Source organism: Massilia phyllostachyos (assembly GCF_021044825.1).
Lineage (GTDB): Bacteria > Pseudomonadota > Gammaproteobacteria > Burkholderiales > Burkholderiaceae_D > Telluria > Telluria phyllostachyos.
This window is the reverse complement of record NZ_JAJNOC010000001.1, coordinates 89,534-108,442: the sequence shown is the minus strand read 5'-3', so window position 1 is coordinate 108,442 and position 18,909 is coordinate 89,534. Positions and strand designations below refer to the sequence as shown.

Annotated in this window: 17 protein-coding genes; 5 read left to right on the top strand and 12 right to left on the bottom strand. The window is 65.0% G+C overall.

The window, feature by feature from the left end:
* Position 1: 1 nt before the first annotated feature.
* From LQ564_RS00360 to LQ564_RS00350, 3 genes are all read right to left on the bottom strand, one after another.
* The gene (locus tag LQ564_RS00360) at positions 2-1,030 is read right to left on the bottom strand and encodes an arginine N-succinyltransferase (protein WP_231056110.1); all 1,029 of its coding nucleotides are present in this window, start codon (positions 1,028-1,030) and stop codon (positions 2-4) included.
* Between the two features lie 80 nt (positions 1,031-1,110).
* The gene (locus tag LQ564_RS00355) at positions 1,111-2,352 is read right to left on the bottom strand and encodes an acetylornithine/succinyldiaminopimelate transaminase (protein ID WP_231056109.1); all 1,242 of its coding nucleotides are present in this window, start codon (positions 2,350-2,352) and stop codon (positions 1,111-1,113) included.
* A 356-nt stretch (positions 2,353-2,708) separates the two neighbouring features.
* Positions 2,709-3,650 carry a GlxA family transcriptional regulator gene (locus LQ564_RS00350; protein ID WP_231056108.1) on the bottom strand — a complete coding sequence of 314 codons (942 nt, stop codon included), beginning with the start codon at positions 3,648-3,650 and terminating at the stop codon, positions 2,709-2,711.
* 86 nt (positions 3,651-3,736) lie between these two features.
* Between LQ564_RS00350 and LQ564_RS00345 the strand changes: the two genes are divergently transcribed.
* From LQ564_RS00345 to LQ564_RS00335, 3 genes are all read left to right on the top strand, one after another.
* The gene (locus LQ564_RS00345; RefSeq protein ID WP_231056107.1) at positions 3,737-4,204 is read left to right on the top strand and encodes a MarR family winged helix-turn-helix transcriptional regulator; all 468 of its coding nucleotides are present in this window, start codon (positions 3,737-3,739) and stop codon (positions 4,202-4,204) included.
* Positions 4,201-4,482 carry a hypothetical protein gene (locus LQ564_RS00340; RefSeq protein WP_231056106.1) on the top strand — a complete coding sequence of 94 codons (282 nt, stop codon included), beginning with the start codon at positions 4,201-4,203 and terminating at the stop codon, positions 4,480-4,482. Before LQ564_RS00345 ends, LQ564_RS00340 begins: the two co-directional genes overlap by 4 nt.
* A gap of 89 nt (positions 4,483-4,571) precedes the next feature.
* Positions 4,572-5,405 carry an HDOD domain-containing protein gene (locus LQ564_RS00335; protein WP_231056105.1) on the top strand — a complete coding sequence of 278 codons (834 nt, stop codon included), beginning with the start codon at positions 4,572-4,574 and terminating at the stop codon, positions 5,403-5,405.
* 227 nt (positions 5,406-5,632) lie between these two features.
* Here LQ564_RS00335 and LQ564_RS00330 read toward each other — a convergent pair whose 3' ends face one another.
* The 8 genes from LQ564_RS00330 to queA all read right to left on the bottom strand — a co-directional run bounded on the left by LQ564_RS00330 (position 5,633) and on the right by queA (position 15,420).
* The gene (locus tag LQ564_RS00330; RefSeq protein ID WP_231056104.1) at positions 5,633-6,280 is read right to left on the bottom strand and encodes an NF038129 family PEP-CTERM protein; all 648 of its coding nucleotides are present in this window, start codon (positions 6,278-6,280) and stop codon (positions 5,633-5,635) included.
* Positions 6,281-6,297: 17 nt separating this feature from the next.
* On the bottom strand, positions 6,298-8,163 hold the full coding sequence (locus LQ564_RS00325; RefSeq protein ID WP_231056103.1) for a pectate lyase family protein: 1,866 nt from the start codon (positions 8,161-8,163) through the stop codon (positions 6,298-6,300).
* A 198-nt stretch (positions 8,164-8,361) separates the two neighbouring features.
* Complete coding sequence (locus tag LQ564_RS00320) at positions 8,362-9,318, bottom strand: IS1595 family transposase (RefSeq protein ID WP_231056102.1); 957 nt, start codon at positions 9,316-9,318, stop codon at positions 8,362-8,364.
* A gap of 285 nt (positions 9,319-9,603) precedes the next feature.
* Positions 9,604-10,626 (bottom strand): protein translocase subunit SecF, encoded by a 1,023-nt coding sequence (gene secF / locus LQ564_RS00315; protein ID WP_231056101.1) that lies wholly within the window; start codon positions 10,624-10,626, stop codon positions 9,604-9,606.
* A 2-nt stretch (positions 10,627-10,628) separates the two neighbouring features.
* Positions 10,629-12,527, bottom strand: a complete 1,899-nt coding sequence (gene secD / locus LQ564_RS00310; protein ID WP_231056100.1) for a protein translocase subunit SecD — start codon at positions 12,525-12,527, stop codon at positions 10,629-10,631.
* 63 nt (positions 12,528-12,590) lie between these two features.
* Positions 12,591-12,923 carry a preprotein translocase subunit YajC gene (yajC, locus tag LQ564_RS00305; protein ID WP_231056099.1) on the bottom strand — a complete coding sequence of 111 codons (333 nt, stop codon included), beginning with the start codon at positions 12,921-12,923 and terminating at the stop codon, positions 12,591-12,593.
* Positions 12,924-13,250: 327 nt separating this feature from the next.
* Positions 13,251-14,390, bottom strand: a complete 1,140-nt coding sequence (tgt, locus tag LQ564_RS00300) for a tRNA guanosine(34) transglycosylase Tgt (RefSeq protein WP_231056098.1) — start codon at positions 14,388-14,390, stop codon at positions 13,251-13,253.
* A gap of 7 nt (positions 14,391-14,397) precedes the next feature.
* Positions 14,398-15,420, bottom strand: coding sequence for a tRNA preQ1(34) S-adenosylmethionine ribosyltransferase-isomerase QueA (gene queA, locus LQ564_RS00295; protein WP_231056097.1), 1,023 nt, complete (start codon positions 15,418-15,420; stop codon positions 14,398-14,400).
* 105 nt (positions 15,421-15,525) lie between these two features.
* Between queA and recG the strand changes: the two genes are divergently transcribed.
* Positions 15,526-17,589 (top strand): ATP-dependent DNA helicase RecG, encoded by a 2,064-nt coding sequence (recG, locus tag LQ564_RS00290; protein ID WP_231056096.1) that lies wholly within the window; start codon positions 15,526-15,528, stop codon positions 17,587-17,589.
* Positions 17,590-17,731: 142 nt separating this feature from the next.
* A complete protein-coding gene (locus LQ564_RS00285; RefSeq protein WP_231056095.1) occupies positions 17,732-18,478 on the top strand; it encodes a hypothetical protein in 747 nt (248 codons plus the stop codon).
* Here the strand turns inward: LQ564_RS00285 and LQ564_RS00280 are convergent, their stop codons facing one another.
* Positions 18,479-18,841, bottom strand: a complete 363-nt coding sequence (locus tag LQ564_RS00280; RefSeq protein WP_231056094.1) for a glyoxalase superfamily protein — start codon at positions 18,839-18,841, stop codon at positions 18,479-18,481.
* Between the last annotated feature and the right edge of the window lie 68 nt (positions 18,842-18,909).

Below are 18,909 nucleotides of genomic sequence, written 5' to 3'. Positions count from 1 at the left end.
CTCATATGCGCACGCAGGTGACGGTGTCGCCCGCGCTCACGCCGAGCGCCTGCTGGGCGTCGCGCGGCAGGCAGATCTGCTGCGTGGTCTCGACCGCCGGGCAGGCGGCGATCACGGCGCGGAAATTCTGTTCGGTGCTGGCCACCGCATAGTGCACCAGCTCCTCGGCGCCCGCGGCACGGCCGGCGTTCTCGACCTGGCGCAGCTGCGAGCCGCAGAAGGAGCGCAGCGAATTCTTGTGCGCCTGCAGGATCGGCCCGCCGTCGAAGATGTCGATGTATTCGTCAGCCTCGAAGCCTTCCTGGGTCAGCAGCTTGAAGGCCAGCTGGCCGCTCGGGTGGATCTGGCCGAGCACGGCCTGGGCGTCTTCCGGCAGCAGCGGCACGTAGACCGGGTAGTGCGGCATCAGCTCGACGATCAGGGTGCGGTTGCGGGCGCCGTCGATCACGCGCTCGGCTTCCAGGAAGTCCATCTTGAAGAACTTGCGGCCCAGCGCATTCCAGAACGCCGACTGGCCGTTGCCGTCGGTGACGCCGGCCAGCGGCACGAAGAAGCGGTCGCCGAAGCGGTGCGGCGCCTGCATCGCGTACAGCAGGCGCGCGCGCGACAGCAGCGCGGCCTCGAAGCCGGCGGTCTCGCGGTGGCGGATGTAGAAGCCCGACAGGTGCGAGCAGGCGGTGAGCTCCGAGCACAGGGTCAGCGCATGCACGCTGTGGCTGATGTTCAGGTCGCGCGAGACCTGCTGGATCACGTCGTTGCGGAAGGCGAAATAGGTGCCGTTCGAGCCGGCCGAGGCGTGGATGGCGGCGGTGCCGACCACCTCGCGCGAGCGCAGGTCTTCCAGCACGAACTGGTAGGACTCTTCGCTGGGGATGTCGACGTGGGCGGCGAAGGAGGCGATCGAGCGCTCGACCGCCGCGACGATCGCTTCGCGCGTGCGCGGCAGCGTGTGCAGGCCCGGGATCGACACCGCCCCGAGTGCTTCGAGGGCGCCGACATCCGCGCGTTCTACCGGACGAACTACGTACATGCGAACTCCTGGTAAGGATCAGCTGAAACGGCAAGGCCGGCCGCGCCTTTGCGGGCGGGCCGGCCATGCGTGCGCTTCGATCAGGCTGCGATGAAGGCCTCGACGGCGTCGCGCATCACGCGGTCGGCTTGCGCGATCTGCTCGTCCGACACGATCAGCGCCGGCGCCAGGCGCACCACGTCCGGGCCCGCGATCAGGAGCATCAGGCCGCGCTTCTCGCATTCCTTGGTGTAGTCCTTGGAGCGGCCCTTGTTCGCCTCCGCCATCGGCAGGCCGATCAAGAGGCCCATGCCGCGCGCCTTGCCGAACACCTGCGGGTAGTCGGCGGAAAGCTTTTCGAGGTTGGCGAAGATCCTGGCGCTCGCTTCCTTCACGCGCGCCAGGAAGGCGGGCTGGTTGATGGTCTCGACCACGTTCAGGCCGACGGTCGCCGCCAGCGGGTTGCCGCCGTAGGTGGTGCCGTGCGAGCCGACGTTGAAGTGCTGGCCGATCTCTTCCTTGGTCAGCATGGCGCCGATCGGATAGCCGTTGCCCAGCGCCTTGGCCGAGGTCAGGATGTCCGGGGTGACGTTCATCTGCTCGTAGGCGTACAGGGTGCCGGTGCGGCCCACGCCCGACTGCACTTCGTCGAAGATCAGCAGCGCGCCGGTCTGGTCGCAGAACTCGCGCAGCGCCTTCAGGTAATCCGGGTTGCCCGGGATGACGCCGCCCTCGCCCTGGATCGGCTCGACGATGACTGCCGCGACGTCGTCGGTGATGGCGGCGCGCGCGGCCTCGATGTCGTTGTACGGGATGTGGCTCAGTTCCTGCGGCAGCGGCTCGAAGCCTTCGGTGTACTTCGGCTGGCCGCCGACCGAGACGGTGAACAGGGTGCGGCCGTGGAAGGACGACAGGCAGGACACGATGCGCGACTTGTGCGGGCCGAATTTGGTGTGGGCGTACTTGCGCGCCAGCTTCAGGGCCGCTTCGTTGGCTTCGGCGCCCGAGTTGCAGAAGAAGGCGCGGTCAGCAAAAGTAGCTTCGGTCAGGGCCAGGCCCAGGCGCAGCACCGGCTCGTTGGTATAGCCGTTGCCGAGGTGCCAGAGGGTGTTGATCTGCTTGGTGACCGCATCGACCAGCACCGGGTTGCAGTGGCCCAGGCTCGAGACCGCGATGCCCGAGGTGAAGTCCAGGTAACGCTTGCCTTCCTGGTCCCACACGTCCAGCCCCGCCGCGCGCACCGGCACCATGGCGGCCGGAGCGTAGGTGGGGACGAGGACTTCGTCGAAGGTCTGCCGAGTGACAGGCCGCGTGGTGACACCCGAATCAAGCTTTGCGTTCATGGCTTCTTCCTCATCTTCAAGAAGGTTGTGCGCAGACCAAACGTCGCGCAGGATCGGACCATTATAGAAACGCTACCTGACAAGTTCTTGCAGATCTGCGACAGGGTTTTTCGTTTTTGGCCGGGAAAGATTGTGGGAATGGCAAGGGGCGTAGCGCCAAGGGCTGACTTGTAGATACGCCGGTTTTATCACGCCCCCTTTGAACGTCAACGTCATACCGGCGAAGGCCGGTATCCAATTTTGCGTGCAATGAGGTGCTGCTAGCGTTCTCACGGTGCTGCGGAATTGGATCCCGGCCTGCGCCGGGATGACGTGCAGGAGCCCACAATGGAACAAGCTGCTATGGATGCGCTGACTTATTGCCCCAGTTTGCGCTGCCGTTCCTCGCGCGGCGTATTCCCGAACAGCGCCCCGAACGCCGTCGAGAAATGCGACCCCGACGAAAACCCGCACATCAACCCCACCTGCACGATCGAGTGGTTGGTATCGATCAGCAACTTGCGCGCCTTCTGCAGCCGCAGTTCGAGGTAGTAGCGCGACGGCAGGCTGCCCAGGTATTGCTTGAACAAACGCTCCAGCTGGCGCCGCGAAATCCCGGACAGCTGGGCGATCTCGTCGGTGGAGAGCGGCTCTTCGATATTCGCTTCCATCAGCGCCACCGCCTCGGTCAGCTTGGGCTGCAGGGTGCCGAAGCGCGCCTGCAGGGCGACGCGCTGGCGCTCGTCCTTGCCGCGCACCCGCTCCACGCACAGGATTTCCTTCACCTGCGCCTGCACCGTCGCCCCGAACAGCAGCTCGACCAGGGTCAAGGCGAAGTCGATGCTGGCGGCGCCGCCGCAGCAGGTCAGGCGGTTGCCGTCGACCTCGTAGAGGTTGGGGGTGAACAGGGCCTGTTCCGCCAGCGCATTGGTGTCGGGATACAGCGCCCACGGCAGCGCGGTGCGGATGCCGTGCAGGGCGCCGGCGTCGGCCAGCCACAGCACGCCGGCGCCGACCCCGCCCCAGTAGGGCGCGGCGCGGCAGCGCTCGACCAGGGCGCGGCAGTTGGCGGGTTTCAATGCGGCCTCGGTCTCGTCGGCCACCAGCAGCACCAGGTGCCAGTGGCGCGCGCTGTCGGCGCTGAACTTGTCGGGGCTGCGCACATCGACGTGCAGCAGCTCCGGCCCCAGCAGCTTGGCGGCCAGGCGCAGCGGCTGCACCAGGCCCGACCAGCTCAAGGTGTCCGGCTCGCCCGCATTCACCAGCAGCACGCGCAATGGCCGTTCCCGTGCCAGGACGGACAGGTCAGCGGGCTGCATGGCAGGGGGTGGGCGGCACGGTAGGCATCGGCCGTAATGATACCGGATCGCAGCAAAGCACATGCCTGAGGCTATAATCCTGCCCCATGGGGGAACGATATCTAAAGAGTGTCCGGCTGCTGGCCGAATGCATGCAGGGCTTCGAGCGTTTTTCCGGCGAGTCGGTGCGCCAGCATGGCCTGACGCATGCGCAGTTCGATATCATCGCCACGCTGGGCAATACGCCCGGCATGAGCTACAAGGAACTCGGCGAGCGCACCCTGATCACCAAGGGCACGCTCACCGGCGTGATCGAACGGCTGGAGCAGAAAGGCCTGGTGCTGCGCGAGCGCAGCAGCGAGGACAAGCGTTCCTTCTTCGTGCGCCTCACGCCAGCCGGCGACGCGGTATTCTGCGACGTGTTCCCGCAGGTCGTGGCGCACGGCAAGCAGCTGTTCTCGGCCTACAGCGAGGCCGAGTTCGACGCCCTGAACGGCGCCCTGCGCCTGCTGCGCGAGCGCATCGCCGCGGGCAGCCAATCCCTGTCTTCACCAACCAATAAGGAATTGCCTTGAAAACATCCCTGATCGAAGGCAAAAAGCCTGCCCACTTCGACAAGCACATCATCGGTAACCTGCTGCTCGACGTGGCGCCGCTCGACGAAGTCCAGGAAGAGCCGATGCTGATCGGCGTGCGCAACGAAGCGGGCGAGATCTACCGCCTCATCGGCGCGACCAAGCTCAACAGCTTCATGAACGCGGTCGAGGAATTGGCCGACCTCGGCCTGGAAGACGAGCTCGAGAACACCGAGGAACAGAAGGAAGGCTGCGACGCCATCTTCGCCGAACCTTGATGGCGGCAGCCGCGCGGCAGGGCCTTTTGAGAAATGCCGCAGAGTAATTTTTTAGCGACCCGGCAAACCGATGGAGATATAATTTTCCGATGGACCGACTCACTGCTCTCAAGGACATTGCCGCCCAAGCTAGCCGCGGCGAACTCAGCTTCCCGACCAATGTCGACGCCACGCTCAAGCTGCAGCGGGCGCTGGGTGAACCCGACTGCCATACCGACATGGCGGCGCGCCTGGTGCAGGCCGAGCCGCTGCTGGCCGCGCGCACCGTCGCGATCGCCAACTCGGTGGCCTACAACCGCGCCGGCCACGACGTCACCAACGTCCGCGCGGCCGTGCAGCGCGTCGGCTTTCGCACCCTGGGCGCGCTGGCGGCGTCCGTCATCGTGCGCCAGCTGGCCAGCGGCATCAAGGACCCGGACCTGCGCGCCCGCGCCGACGCCCTCTGGATCCATTCGGCCCACGTGGCGGCGCTGAGCCAGGTGATCGCGCGCCGGGTCTCCTTCGTCGATCCGGAAACCGCGATGTTCGCGGGCATCGTGCATGAAGTGGGCGGCTTCTACCTGCTCTCACGCGCCGAGGAATACCCGGGCCTGGTCGACGGCGGCGCCGAGGAATGGATCGAGCATGGCGAAGTGGCGATCGGCCGCGGCGTGCTGTCCAAGCTCGGCGTGCCGGTGCCGGTGATGGGCGCCATCGAGGCGCTGTGGAACGGCATGCGCGCCCTGCCGCCGGAAACCCTGGGCGACACCCTGCTGCTGGCCAACGACTTGGCGCCCTTCCCCTCCCCGCTGCACCAGCGCCCCGGCGCCACCACCATGCACTCGGCGGCGACCATCGATTTCGTCGCCGGCGAAGGCACGCTGGCCCAAGTGCTGGACGAGTCGGCGGAGGAAGTCAAGAGCCTGACCGCCGCCCTGATCTGAGGCGGATTGCGCAAAAAAAATGCCCGTTCCGGAGGGAGCGGGCAAAGTCCAAAACTAGGGATGTCCTGAAAGAGACGGGTCCACTATAAGGCCGCGACGAGCCCGCCTCGGTGCGCTGACACACATAAATCCGCAATTGCTGACGGCTGAGCCGGGCAAAAAAAAACCCGCTGCGATGGCAGCGGGTGAAGTCCAAAACTAGGGATGTCCTGAAAGAGACAGGTCCACTATACGTGCGCCGCCAGGCGCGCTCCGTGCGCTGATTCACACTGTGCGGCATTGCGGCGGGTCCAGGCCAGCGCGCCGAAGGCAAGCAGCACCAGCAGCAGCGACGAGGGCTCCGGCACCTGCGCGACGGTGGCCAGCCCATCCGCTGCGGATATTACGATCTCACCGGGCACGCCATCCACCTGCGGCAGCAGCGAGAACGCGGCGAAGCTGCCCACGGTCCCGATGTAGTCGCTGAAGTCTTCCGTGTACAGGCTGGCGTTGAACAGCGTGGCGTCCACACCCTCGGTCGTGGCGAAGGCGCCGTCGAAGCTGACGTCGAAGCTGAACCAGCCGCCCAGCAGGACGTAGCGGGTCAGCCAGTCGCCGCCATCCTGGTTGCCCAGCACCAGCCCATCGGCGGCGTTGCCGGTGACGCCCGCGGAACGTTCATACTCGTCCCCGAAGGCGCCGCTGAAATTGCTCAGGATGGCATGGGCCGGCGTCGCCCCGGCATTGGCCAGGAAAGTGAAATCCATCAGGGCCGTGCCGCTCAGGCCGCGGGTGTCGACTTTCACCTGGTAGGTGGGCAGCGCCTGCGCGGCATTGCTGGCGAACAGCGCCAGCGCGAACAGGCACAGCGAAAAGCGTTTCATCAGATTGCGCATGATTGATTGTCCTGGTCTCAGAAGATGCCGATGTGGATGGAATTGGTGTAGCTGATCGCCAGCTTGGCCGGATTGCTGTAGGTAAGCGGGACCGTGACCGAGGCGCCCGGCGCGATCGACGCCGCCGCGACGGTCACGTAGGGCGAGCCGTTGCGCAGGCCGGTGGCGTTGTCGAGCGTGACGCCGCCCGGCAGTCCGGCCAGCACCAGCTGTACCGGACCGTTCACCGCCGTGCCGCCCTTGTTGGTCAGGGTGATCGTGCCGCTGTATTTGTTGGTGCTGCGGTTCCAGGCCAGGCCCGAGCGCAGCACGGCGAAGCCGGCGCTGACGTCGAGCGTCGCGCCCTCGATCGCCACCTTGCCGGCGCCGGAATTGGCGCGGTTGTGCTGCCTGACTTCGTCGAACGAGGCGCCCGGCGTGTAGGCATAGGGCGGCGTCCAGCCGAGGACGTTGGTGTAGGGGCCAAGCGTGAAATTGCTCGATACCGCAGCGGCGCTGGCGCTGGCCCAGTTCTTTTCCAGCGCGGCGCGGGCGGCGTTCTCGATGGCGATCGATGACGGCACGCCGTTGATCCAGGAACCGACGTCCTTGAACTGGTAGCCGTTCAGGTTCGACACGACCTTCGAGGCGTCCGCGTTCGGCCCGCTGATCTCGAAGGCATTCGCCTCGGACAGGATCTTCGACTCCGCGCCCATGCCGATGTAGTAGCTGAGCTTGTAGTCCTGGGCGGCGGTATCGCCCTTGTAGTAGTTGTTGTAGACGTGGATGCGGCCGAAACGGGCGCGCGGGGCGCGCTGGGTGGTGTTTTCCCAGATATTGTTACTGAAGGTCAGGCGGTTGAACTCGCGCTCCTTGGCGCCGTTCTGGTCGCCGGAGCCGCCGACCATATTGGTCTTGTCGTGGTTCTTGAAGATGTTGTACGAGATGGTGACGTAGTCGGTGCTGTCTTCCATGTCGATCAGGCCGTCGTGGCGCTGGACCTTGCTGGTGACGCCGTTGATCGTCACCACCTCGGCGGAATCGAAATGGCTGCCGTCGCTCAGGGTATTGTGGTCGATCCACAGCTGCTTGCCGGTGACGACGGAGATCGCCTTGTAGCGGGCATTCCATTCCTTGCCGTTCCAGTCGGCGGTGAGGTCGAGCGGCGCCTCCAGTTCCAGGTTGCGCAGGATGATGTTGCGCGATGCGTTGATCGAGAAATAGCCGTCGATCAGCTTGGCGTCCGCGCCCACGCCGACGATGGTCGTGTTGGACGGGATGATGGCCTGGATCTGTTCCTTCTGGATGTTACGCAGCGTGCTCTTCGCCGAGCTCAGTGCGGAGATCCGCGACCTGAGGGCGATCGCCGCCGGGTCGCCCTGGGCGACTTTCTTGTTGAGGTCGGCCATGAAGGCCGTGTCCAGGCTTTGCAGGTAGAGGTTCCAGTCCCACTTGGCGGCGGTGGCGTTGAGCGATTTGTAGTAGGCCTCGTCGGCCAGGCGGCCATTGCCGATGTCGGTGCCGTAGAGCGTGCCGACGACCTGGATGATCTTCGGCTCCAGCTTGGCGGCATTGGGATTGGTGGCGAAGGTCGGGCTGTTGCGGTTCGCCAGTGCGGCTTTCAGCTGCGCCCAGTTGCGCACCACGTAGATGTTACTGGGCGGGGCGCCGGCGCCGCCGGTCGTGCCCTCGCCCTGCGATGCCCAGCCGCTGACCGGGAAGGCCGGCACCTCGCGTGCGGACGAGGACACCATGGTGCCCAGGGTGGCGTTGGGGCCGGCGCCGGTATCGAGACCGGTGTCCGATCCGCCGCACCCGTGCAGGAACAGCGCCGCGGCCACCATGCCGATAGCCTTCCTGCGCTGCGCGAACGCAGGCAGGCACTGCTTTGCCAGAGTCTTCATTTTGTCTCCACTATGTTTATTTTGGTCGGGCCAGTGTATGCCTGGCCCGACCAAAATCACTCAGAGTGCGCAAAATCGTAAGGGCATCTGGTGAAATTCATAATGCATTTATTGCATCAAAATAATTTCTCCTTTTCTGGAGAAAATATTGAGGATGCAAAGGCTGTGTTCGCGTTAGTTATGTATTTACGGTCGCCTTCACTGAACTTGTCGTACCGCAGCACATAGCCACTGCGCTGGTGTACGCAACACTTGCGCATCCAGTAATCGCTGCCACCCCGAATAATTCGCCAGGTAGCGGCTGGCCACGCCCTTGAAGCGCACCAGCCAGTTCTTGAAGCGACTGTGCCAGCCATTCACGTTCTGGATGTGGATCGCGCCGCGTGCGCGCCGGCCCGCCCGCACGTTGATGGATTCGTGCATGATTCCAGCGTCAAGGGCAAACCGGACATAGGCCGCTGCGCCATCGCTGATGAGCAGCCCGTCGCCGGGCAGCACCGGCTGCAGGCAGGTATGTAATTGCGCAGCGGTCACGGGACCGCGTCCGGTATGAAAGTCCAGCGTCGTGCCGATGCGGTCACGCGCTACCAGCAGGCAATCATGCTCGCGGTTGATGCCGCGCCGCCGGGCGGCGCCACCACGCTTGCGCGGCGGGCGCGACAAGGTGCGCGAACCCTTCTGCGATTCCAGTCTGTAGGTTTCGTCGGCCTCTATGATTCCCGTTAATGCTGCGGGCCGGTGCCGGGCGGCGCCCGGCGCGAATCGGTGGCGCCAGCGAAAACTCGTGGTGCGATGCACGCCGGTAACGAGCGCCGCGTCGCGCACGGTGCGTGATTCCAGCAAGCACTTGATATAAGGCAGCCAGCACTCGCGCTTGCGCAGCCGGGCCAGCGGCGTGCCGGTCAGCGCATTGAAGGAGCGACGACAACCCAGGCAGCGATAACGCTGCAGGCCGCTGGCGAAGCCGGAGCGGTGCAAGCGCGCGCAAGCACAGTGCGGACACGGCCGGCCTGCCGCGGCCGCTTCAATGAGCGCCAGGCACTCGGCCGGGTCGCGGATGCTGTCGAGCCAGTCGCGCAGCCGGGCAAGATCGGTGCTGGACAATGGCGCGGCGGTCAGAAAAGCAAACAATTCGTCGAAGCGCGGGCCTTGCATCGTCACTCCAGATGAGTTAACTCGACGATGCGTAGGACTTCGACAACGCGATTTGGTTCACCCAACGATCGCGAACACAGCCAAAAAAAACCCGCTTCGGTTGGGAAGCGGGTGAAGTCCAAAACTAGGGATGTCCTGAAAGAGACAGGTCCACTATAGGGTGGCCGGAATGGCCACTCTGTGCGTTACCACACATAAATGGCCAAAATACCATTTCACCTTGATCTGGATGAAAAAATGCCGCCGCGGCAGAGCCGGGCGACATTTTTCAAAGGAAGAGTCCGCTCAGACGACGGCGCCGTCGGTCTCGTCCTTTTCCTTGACCGGCTTGATCAGGTCTTCGCGCTTCACGCCCAGCCACATGGCCAGCGCCGCCGCCACGAACACCGACGAGTAGATGCCGAAGCAGATGCCGATGGTCAGGGCCATCGCGAAGTAGTGCAGCGCGTGGCCGCCGAAGAACAGCATCGACAGCACCATCATCTGGGTCGAGCCGTGGGTGATGATGGTGCGCGAGATGGTGCTGGTAATGGCGTGGTCGATCACCTGCGGCACCGTCATCTTGCGCTGCTTGCGGAACATTTCGCGGATCCGGTCGAAGATGACGACCGATTCGTTGACCGAGTAGCCCAGCACCGCCAGGATCGCGGCCAGCACCGTCAGCGAGAATTCCCACTCGAAGAAGGCGAAGAAGCCGAGGATGATGACGACGTCGTGCAGGTTGGCGACGATGGCCGCGACCGCGAACTTCCACTCGAAGCGGATGGCCAGGTAGGCGACCACGCCGATCACCACCATCAGCAGCGCGTTCAGGCCGTTTTGCGCCAGTTCCTTGCCGACCGCCGGGCCGACGTACTCGACACGCTGCAGGCTCACCAGCTCCTGGTTGGCGGCGCTCATGCAGCTGGTGCGGTTGACGGTCTGGCCCTTGTCGGTCTGCACTTGCGTGACCTTCGGCGTGCCCTGCTCGGACGCGCAGACGGCGTTGAAGGCGCGCGTCGAGGTGCCGTCCTGGGCCGAACCCTGGGCGATCGGCAGGCGCAGCAGGACGTCCTGGGCGGTGCCGAAGCTGGTCACTTCAGGCGCTTCGAAGCCGACGCCGCGCAGCGTGTTGCGGATCTTTTCCTGGTCCGCCGCATGCGGGTAGTGCAGCTCGATCAGGGTGCCGCCGGTAAACTCGACCGAGTAATGCAGGTTCTTGGTCACCAGGAAGAACACGGCCGCCAGGAAGGTCAGCACCGAGATCGCATTGAGGATCTTGGCGTGGCGCATGAACGGGATGTCCCGTTTGATCTTGAAAAATTCCATGATTAACCCTGAGTTTCCTGAGTCGTGTTGCTCTTGTTAGGCGTGAAGCCCTCTTTCCAGACGGTGCCGATCGAGATGTGGGTCAGCTTCTTCTTGCGGCCGTACCACAGGTTGATCAGGCCACGCGACACGAACACGGCCGAGAACATCGAGGTCAGGATGCCCAGGCAGTGCACCACGGCGAAGCCGCGGATCGCGCCGGAACCGAAGACCAGCAGCGCCAGGCCGACGATCAGGGTGGTCACGTTGGAGTCGAAAATCGTGTCCCAGGCGTGCTTGAAGCCGGCGTTGATCGCCACCTGCGGCGCCGCGCCCGCGCGCAGTTCCTCGCGGATGCGCTCGTTGATCAGCACGTTGGCGTCGATCGCCATGCCGAGCGCCAGCGCGATTGCGGCGATACCCGGCAAGGTCAAGGTGATCTGCATCATCGACAGCAGCGCCAGCAGGAACAGCACGTTGGCGGCCAGCGCCAGCGCGCTGATGAAGCCCACCAGGTGGTAGTAGATGACCATGAAGATCGCGATCGCAACAAAACCCCACACGGTCGAGTGCAGGCCGCGGTCGATGTTCTCGGCGCCCAGCTGCGGGCCGATCACGCGTTCCTCGATGAATTCCATCGGCGCCGACAGCGCGCCCGAGCGCAGCAGCAGCGCCAGTTCGTTGGCGTCCTCGATGCTGCCGATGCCGGTGATCTGGAAGGTCGAACCCAGTTCCTGGTTGATGGTCGGGGCCGTCGGCACGCTGTACACGCCTTTTTCCACCAGCAGCACCGCCAGGCGCTTGCCGACGTTTTCGCGGGTGGCCATGCGCATGCGGCGGCCGCCGTCGCCGTTCAGGTCGATCGAGACGGCCGGCTGCTGGTTCTGGTCGAAGCTGGCGACGGCGCTCGAGATGTAGTCGCCGGTCAGGATGACGTCTTTCGAGACCACCACCGGGGCGCCGCGGCCTTCGGTGAACAGTTCCGAGTTCAGCGGAATCGCGGCGGACAGCTCGGTGCCCGGGGTCACGGTCGAATCGACCATGCGCAGTTCCAGGGTCGCGGTGCGGCCGATGATGTCCTTGGCGCGCGCCACGTCCTGCACGCCCGGCAGCTGGACGATGATGCGGTCGGCGCCCTGCTGCTGGATCAGCGGCTCGGTGGTGCCCAGCTCATTGATGCGCTTGGACAGGGTAGCGATGTTCTGCTTGACGCCGTCTTCGACGGTGCGCTTGATCGCCTCCGGCTTCAGGGCGACGGCCAGCTTCAGCTCGGTGCCGTCGGCGGTCTCGGTAAAGGTCAGGTCCTGCGATTGCTTGCCCAGCGTGTTGCGGGCGGCGCTGCGGGTGGCGGCGTCGCGGAAGCGCACTTCGATGGTGTCGCCCACGCGCTCGATGCCGGTGTGGCGCACGTTGGCGTCGCGCAGCTGGCTGCGCACGCTCGCCTGCAGGCCCTTGACCTTGGTATCGAGCACGGCCTTGCTGTTGATCTGCAGCAGGAAGTGAACGCCGCCGCGCAAGTCGAGGCCCAGGTTCATCGGCTTGGCGCCGATCTTTTCCATCCAGGCCGGGGTGTTCTTGGCCAGGTTGACGGTGACGATGTAGTCGGGGTTGTTCTTGTCGCGGTTCAGGTCGCGCTCGAGGGCCAGCTTGGCGCGGAACTGGGCGTCGGTGCTCGCGAAGCGGGCGCGCACCGAGGTGCTGTTGCCTGCGCCTTCGAGGGCGACCGCGGTGGCCGGAACGCCGTTGCGCTTGAGCGCATCCTCGACCAGGCTGACGGTGGCGCTGGTGATGTTGACCGCCGTCTTGCCGGTGGTGACCTGCAGTGCCGGCGTTTCACCGAAGTAGTTCGGCGCCGTAAACAGCGCGCCCAGCAGGAGCGCGACGGCGATCAGTAGATATTTCCAGACGGGGTAGCGATTCATGGTATTCCAGCGTTCTGAGTTGGGCGCGCGGCGGCCCCAGGCCGCCGCCATGTGCTGACCGGCTTAGAGGGCCTTCAGGGTGCCTTTCGGCAGCAGGGTCGTCACCGCGTTCTTCTGGACCACGATCTCGGTGCCGGTCGCGATTTCCAGGGTCACGTAGGTGTCGGCCACCTTGACGACACGGCCCAGGATGCCGCCGGCGGTCGCCACTTCGTCGCCCTTGGTCAGCGCGTCCATCATCGACTTCATCTCGCGCTGGCGCTTCTGCTGCGGACGGATCATGAGGAAGTACATGACCACGAACATCAGGATGATCGGCAGGAAGCCGGTGATGCTACCCATGATGCCAGCGTCTGCAGCGGCAGTGGTTTGCGCGTACGCGTTGGAAATGAACACAAGAACTCCGATGGTGGTGAGATTAAAAAAATTAAGCGGTGTATTCTAGCACCGGCACTATGGCTGGAGACAAGCTGGAGGTATGTAGGTTTGCAATTCCGGATTGCAAGATGTTGCAGGAAATTTAATTTGGTGGGGAGCGGTGACCGAGTGGCGCGCTAGAGAAATTGGGTTCCGGCCTGCGCCGTAAGTCGTAGGCGCCAGTGGCGCGTACGACGGTTTTTCAGCTAGCGCAGAGAAGGATGCCAACTAAATCCACCAGCCCTAACACCGTCATCCCGGCGCAGGCCGGGATCCAAGTTAGCCAGCCCAGCAGTTAGCGCCCACTTACACCCCACGCCCCCGATCCGCCCTGAACTGAATCCTGAACTCATTGAACTTGTCCGCATCAATCGCATCCCGCATCTCCTGCATGATCTTCAAATAGAAATGCAGATTGTGGATGGTATTGAGCCGTGCCCCCAGGATCTCGTTCGACCGGTGCAGGTGATGCAGATAAGCCCGCGAGAAATTCTTGCAGCAATAGCAATCACACGACGCATCCAGCGGCGCCTGGTCATCCTTGTAGCGCGCGTTCTTGATCTTGACGTCGCCAAACCGCGTGAACAGCCACCCATTGCGCGCATTCCTGGTCGGCATTACGCAGTCGAACATGTCGACGCCATTCGCCACGCCTTCGACCAGGTCTTCCGGCGTGCCGACACCCATCAGGTAGTGCGGCTTGTTTTCCGGCAGGCGCGGGCCGACATGGGCCAGGATGCGCTGCATGTCTTCCTTCGGCTCGCCCACCGACAGGCCGCCGATCGCCAGGCCCGGGAAGTTGATGTCCTCGAGGCCCGCCAACGACTCGTCGCGCAGGTGTTCGTACATGCCGCCCTGGACGATGCCGAACAGCGCGTTCGGATTCTCGCCGCGATTGAATTCGTTCATCGAGCGCTGGGCCCAGCGCAGCGACATGCGCATCGACTTGGCGGCTTCCTCGCTGGTGGCCGGACGGCCATCGATCTCGTACGGCGTGCACTCGTCGAACTGCATCACGATGTCCGAGTTCAGCGAGCGCTGAATCTGCATCGACACTTCCGGCGACAGGAACTGGCGCGAGCCGTCGATCGGCGAGGCGAACTTCACGCCCTCTTCCGTGATCTTGCGCATCGCGCCCAGGGAGAACACCTGGAAACCGCCGGAGTCGGTCAGGATCGGCCCGTTCCAGCCCATGAAGCCGTGCAGGCCGCCGAATTTGTCCAGCACCGCGGTGCCCGGGCGCAGCCACAGGTGGAAGGTGTTGCCGAGGATGATCTGGGAACCGACTTCGCGCAGCTCGATCGGGTCCATGGCCTTGACCGAGCCGTAGGTCCCGACCGGCATGAAGATCGGCGTTTCGATGGTGCCGTGGTTGAGTTTCAGGCGGCCGCGGCGCGCGTGCGACAGGCCGCTGGTGTCTTTTTTAAGCAGGGTAAATTCGAGCATCGTGTTCTTATCGGGAGGTGGTCGTCAGCAGCATGGCGTCGCCATAGCTGAAGAAGCGGTATTCGTTGGCGATCGCGTGCTGGTAGGCGCTGCGGATGGCGTCGTAGCCGGCGAACGCCGATACCAGCATCATCAGGGTCGACTTCGGCAGGTGGAAGTTGGTGATCAGGCGTGTGACGGTCTTGAAGGTGTAGCCGGGCGTGATGAACAGCGCGGTGTCGTCGCTGCCCGCTTTCAGTTCACCCGATTGCGAGGCCGATTCCAGCGCGCGCAGACTCGTCGTGCCGACCGCGATCACGTCGCGGCCCGCGGCCCTGGCGGCGCGCACGGCGTCCACGGTCTCTTGCGGGATCGTGTACCACTCCGAGTGCATCTTGTGCTCCGACAGGTCTTCCACCCGCACCGGCTGGAAGGTGCCGGCGCCGACGTGCAGGGTGACGTAGGCGAACTGGATGCCCTTCGCTTGCAGCTTGTCCAGCAAGGGCTGGTCGAAGTGCAGGCCGGCGGTCGGCGCGGCGACTGCGCCCGGCTCTTTCGAATACACGGTCTGGTAGCGCTGCTCGTCGAATTCGTCGGCGTTGTGCTCGATGTAGGGCGGCAGCGGCAGGCGGCCGTGGGCTTCGATCAGCTCGAACACGTCGCCCTCGAAATGCAGGGTGAAGAACTCGCCGGCGCGCTCGCCGGTGGTAACGTCGAAAGCGTCGGCCAGGCGGATGCGGTTGCCGGGCTTCGGCGACTTCGAGGCGCGCACCTGGGCCAGCACCGTGCGCGGGTCCAGCACCCGTTCGACCAGCACCTCGACCTGGCCGCCGGTTTCCTTGACGCCGAAGAAGCGCGCCTTGAGCACGCGCGTATTGTTCATCACCAGCAGATCGCCCGGCTGGAGCTGGTCGACGATGTCGGCGAAATGACGGTCCGTGATCTGGCCGCCATCGAGCTGCAGCAGGCGCGAGGCGCTGCGGTCCGGCAGCGGCAGCTGCGCGATGCGTTCTGGCGGCAGCTCGAAATCGAAATCGGAAAGCGAATACATTGTGTTCAATTCTGGGAAAATGGGTGCTGACAGCCTTACAATAGAGGCTGCAATGCGTGCGGCGAACCCTCTATTTTACGCCAGCATTTGCTCAATTGCCGCAATATGCCCGCTTCCAAGACCCCATCCGCCCCCAAAACCACAGAATCCAAGCTCGCCCGGCTGGGCCTGCGCACCGACATGGACCTGGTGCTGCACCTGCCGATGCGCTACGAGGACGAGACCCAGGTCGTCTCGATCCGCGACGCCGCCATGCGCGGCTTGCAGACCTGGCAGGTGGAGGGCGTGGTCACCAAGAACGAGATCACCTACAAGCCGCGGCGCCAGCTGCTGGTCCAGATCGCCGACGAGACCGGCGACCTGCAGCTGCGCTTCATGAATTTCTACGGCAGCCAGGTCAAGCAGATGGCCGAAGGCGTGCGGATTCGCGCGCGTGGCGAACTCAAGCACGGCTTCTTCGGCGCCGAGATGGTCCACCCGACCTATAAAGTGATCAACGAGGGCGCGCCGCTGCCGACCTCGCTCACGCCGGTGTATCCGGCCGGCGAAGGCCTGTCGCAGACCATCATGCGGCGCGCCATCGCGGACGCCATGAAGCGGGTCGACTGGAGCGACACGCTGCCGAACGCCTTCTTGAGCCGCCTGCAGCTGTGGGACTTCGAACCGTCGGTGCGCCTGCTGCACTATCCGCCGGCCGACGTCGACGAATACGCGCTGACCGAAAAAAGCCATCCGGCCTGGACCCGCATGAAGTTTGACGAGCTGCTGGCGCAGCAGCTTTCCCTGAAACGGGCCCAGCGCGCGCGGCGCGAAAAAGGCGCGCCGACCCTGCGCGCGGTGGGTGAACTGTCCGAATCCTTCCTGGGCGCCCTGCCCTTCCAGCTGACCGGCGCCCAGCAGCGCGTGGTGCAGGAAATCCGCGCCGACCTGCGCGAAAGCTATCCGATGCAGCGCCTGCTGCAGGGCGACGTCGGCAGCGGCAAGACCGTGGTGTCGGCGCTGGCCGCCGCCCAGGCCATCGACAGCGGCTACCAGGCGGCTCTGATGGCGCCGACCGAGATCCTGGCCGAGCAGCACTTCCGCAAGATCGCCGCCTGGATGGAGCCGCTGGGCGTGAAGGTGGCCTGGCTGACGGGCAGCCTGAAGAAAAAGGAAAAGGACGCGGCCAAGGAGCTGATCGAATCGGGCGAAGCCAAGCTCGTGATCGGCACCCACGCCCTGATCCAGGACACCGTGCAGTTCGCGCGCCTGGGCCTGGTGATCGTCGACGAACAGCACCGCTTCGGCGTCGGCCAGCGCCTGACCCTGCGCAACAAGGGCAGCGACGGCCTGGTGCCGCACCAGTTGATGATGTCGGCCACCCCGATCCCGCGCACGCTGGCCATGACCTATTACGCCGACCTCGAGGTGTCCGTCATCGACGAACTGCCGCCGGGCCGCAGCCCGATCGTCACGCGCGCCATCGACCAGAACCGGCGCGACGAGGTCATCGAGCGGGTGCACGCGGCGGCCCAGGAAGGCCGGCAGGTCTACTGGGTCTGCCCGCTGATCGAGGAATCCGAGGTGCTACAGCTGCAGACCGCGACCGAGACCTACGAGACCCTGGCCGAAGCCCTCCCGGATCTGGTCGTCGGCCTGGTGCACGGCCGCATGAAGCCGGCCGAAAAACAGGTGATCATGGATGGCTTCTCCAGCGGCGAGGTGCACGTGCTGGTGGCGACCACCGTGATCGAGGTCGGCGTCGACGTGCCGAACGCCTCCTTGATGGTGATCGAGCACGCCGAGCGCTTCGGCTTGTCGCAGCTGCACCAGCTGCGCGGCCGCGTGGGCCGGGGTTCGGCTGCGAGCGTGTGCTTACTTCTATACCAGAGCCCGCTGGGCCAGGTCGCCAAGCAGCGCCTCTTGACCATGCGCGAAACCACCGACGGCTTCGAGATCGCCCGGCGCGACCTGGAAATCCGCGGCCCCGGCGAATTCCTCGGCGCCCGCCAGTCGGGCGAGGCGATGCTGCGCTTCGCCGACCTGGAAGCCGACCAGTGGATCGTCGACAAGGCGCGCGACGTGGCGCAATACTTGCTGGACCACGCCGACCGCCCGGAATACATGGCGGTGGTCGACGCCCACCTGACCCGCTGGCTGGGCGGGCGCGAGGAATTCCTGAAAGTCTGACAACACCCGGGCCGGGATTGTCGGGATTGGCGGAATTTGTGTCGCAAATTGCGCAGGTGTGACAATCCGATAGACATGCGCGCCTCCCAACAGGCTATCGTGGCGGCTGCATCGTCTTCCTACCTGCGGAATCCCTACTGCCATGCCCATCCTCGGACTCGGACTCCACCTGATCGTCGCCCTCTTCTTCGCCGTCCATGCCGTGCGCACCGGACGCCAGATGGTCTGGCTGCTGATCCTCTTTTCCTTCCCCCTGCTCGGCAGCATCGTCTATTTCGCCGCCGTGTTCCTGCCGCACTCGCGCCTCGAGCGCCAGGCGCGCATGGCGGGGAATGCGCTGCAAAAAAAGCTCGACCCGGGCCGCGACGTGCGCGAAGCGCGCCAGGCCTTCGACCTGACCCCGACCGCGCACAATCAGATGCGCCTGGCCGGCGCCCTGCTGGAAGCCGGGCAGACCGCGGAAGCGGTGGCGCAGTACGACGCCTGCCTGCAGGGCCCTTTCGCCGGCGACGCTGAAGTGATCCTGGGCGCGGCGCGCGCACGGCTGGCACACGGCCAGGCCGCGGCGGCGATCGCCCTGCTGCTGCCGCTGCAGACGCGCCAGCCGGGCTTCCGCCCCGAGGAAGTGGGACTGGTGCTGGGCCGCGCCTACAGCGCCTGCGGCCAGCGCGCCGAGGCCGGCGAACAGTTCATCGCCGCGGCCGAGCGTTCGAGCAGCATCGAGGCGCGCGTGGAACTGGCCCTGTGGGCGCTGGCCAACGGCCAGGCGGCGGTGGCGCAGCGCGAGATCACCGAGATCTCGCACGCGCGCAAGCACATGACCAAGTACACGCTGGACCTGCACAAGGACCTGCTGCGGCGCCTGGACGCGGCGGCGGCCGCGGGTTGATCAGGTGCTGATCGCGTTGGTGAAGGTCAGCCGGTTCCCGAACGGATCCGCGATCGACATGTCGCGCGAGCCCCAGGGCCTGTCGCCGATGCCGGGACGCGCGTAGCCGTACTGCTTCGCCGTGAGCTCGGCGTGATAGGCGTCGATGTCCCCGACCTGGATCCGCATGCCCGCGCCGGGACAGCAATCGCCATGGTGTTCGCTCAGGTGCAGTACGCAGCCGTCGCGCGAGACCTGCAGGTACAGCGGCAGGCCGGGCTCGAAGCGATGCTCCCAGTCGACCTGGAAGCCCAGGAAATCCACGTAGAACTCGCGGGCTTTGGCCTCGTCGAAGATGCGCAGGATCGGGGTAACGGGGCCCATGGCGGCTTTCGCAGGAAGGTGGATGACACCGTCCAGTATTCGCGGCAGGCGGGCGGGTGTCAACCCAC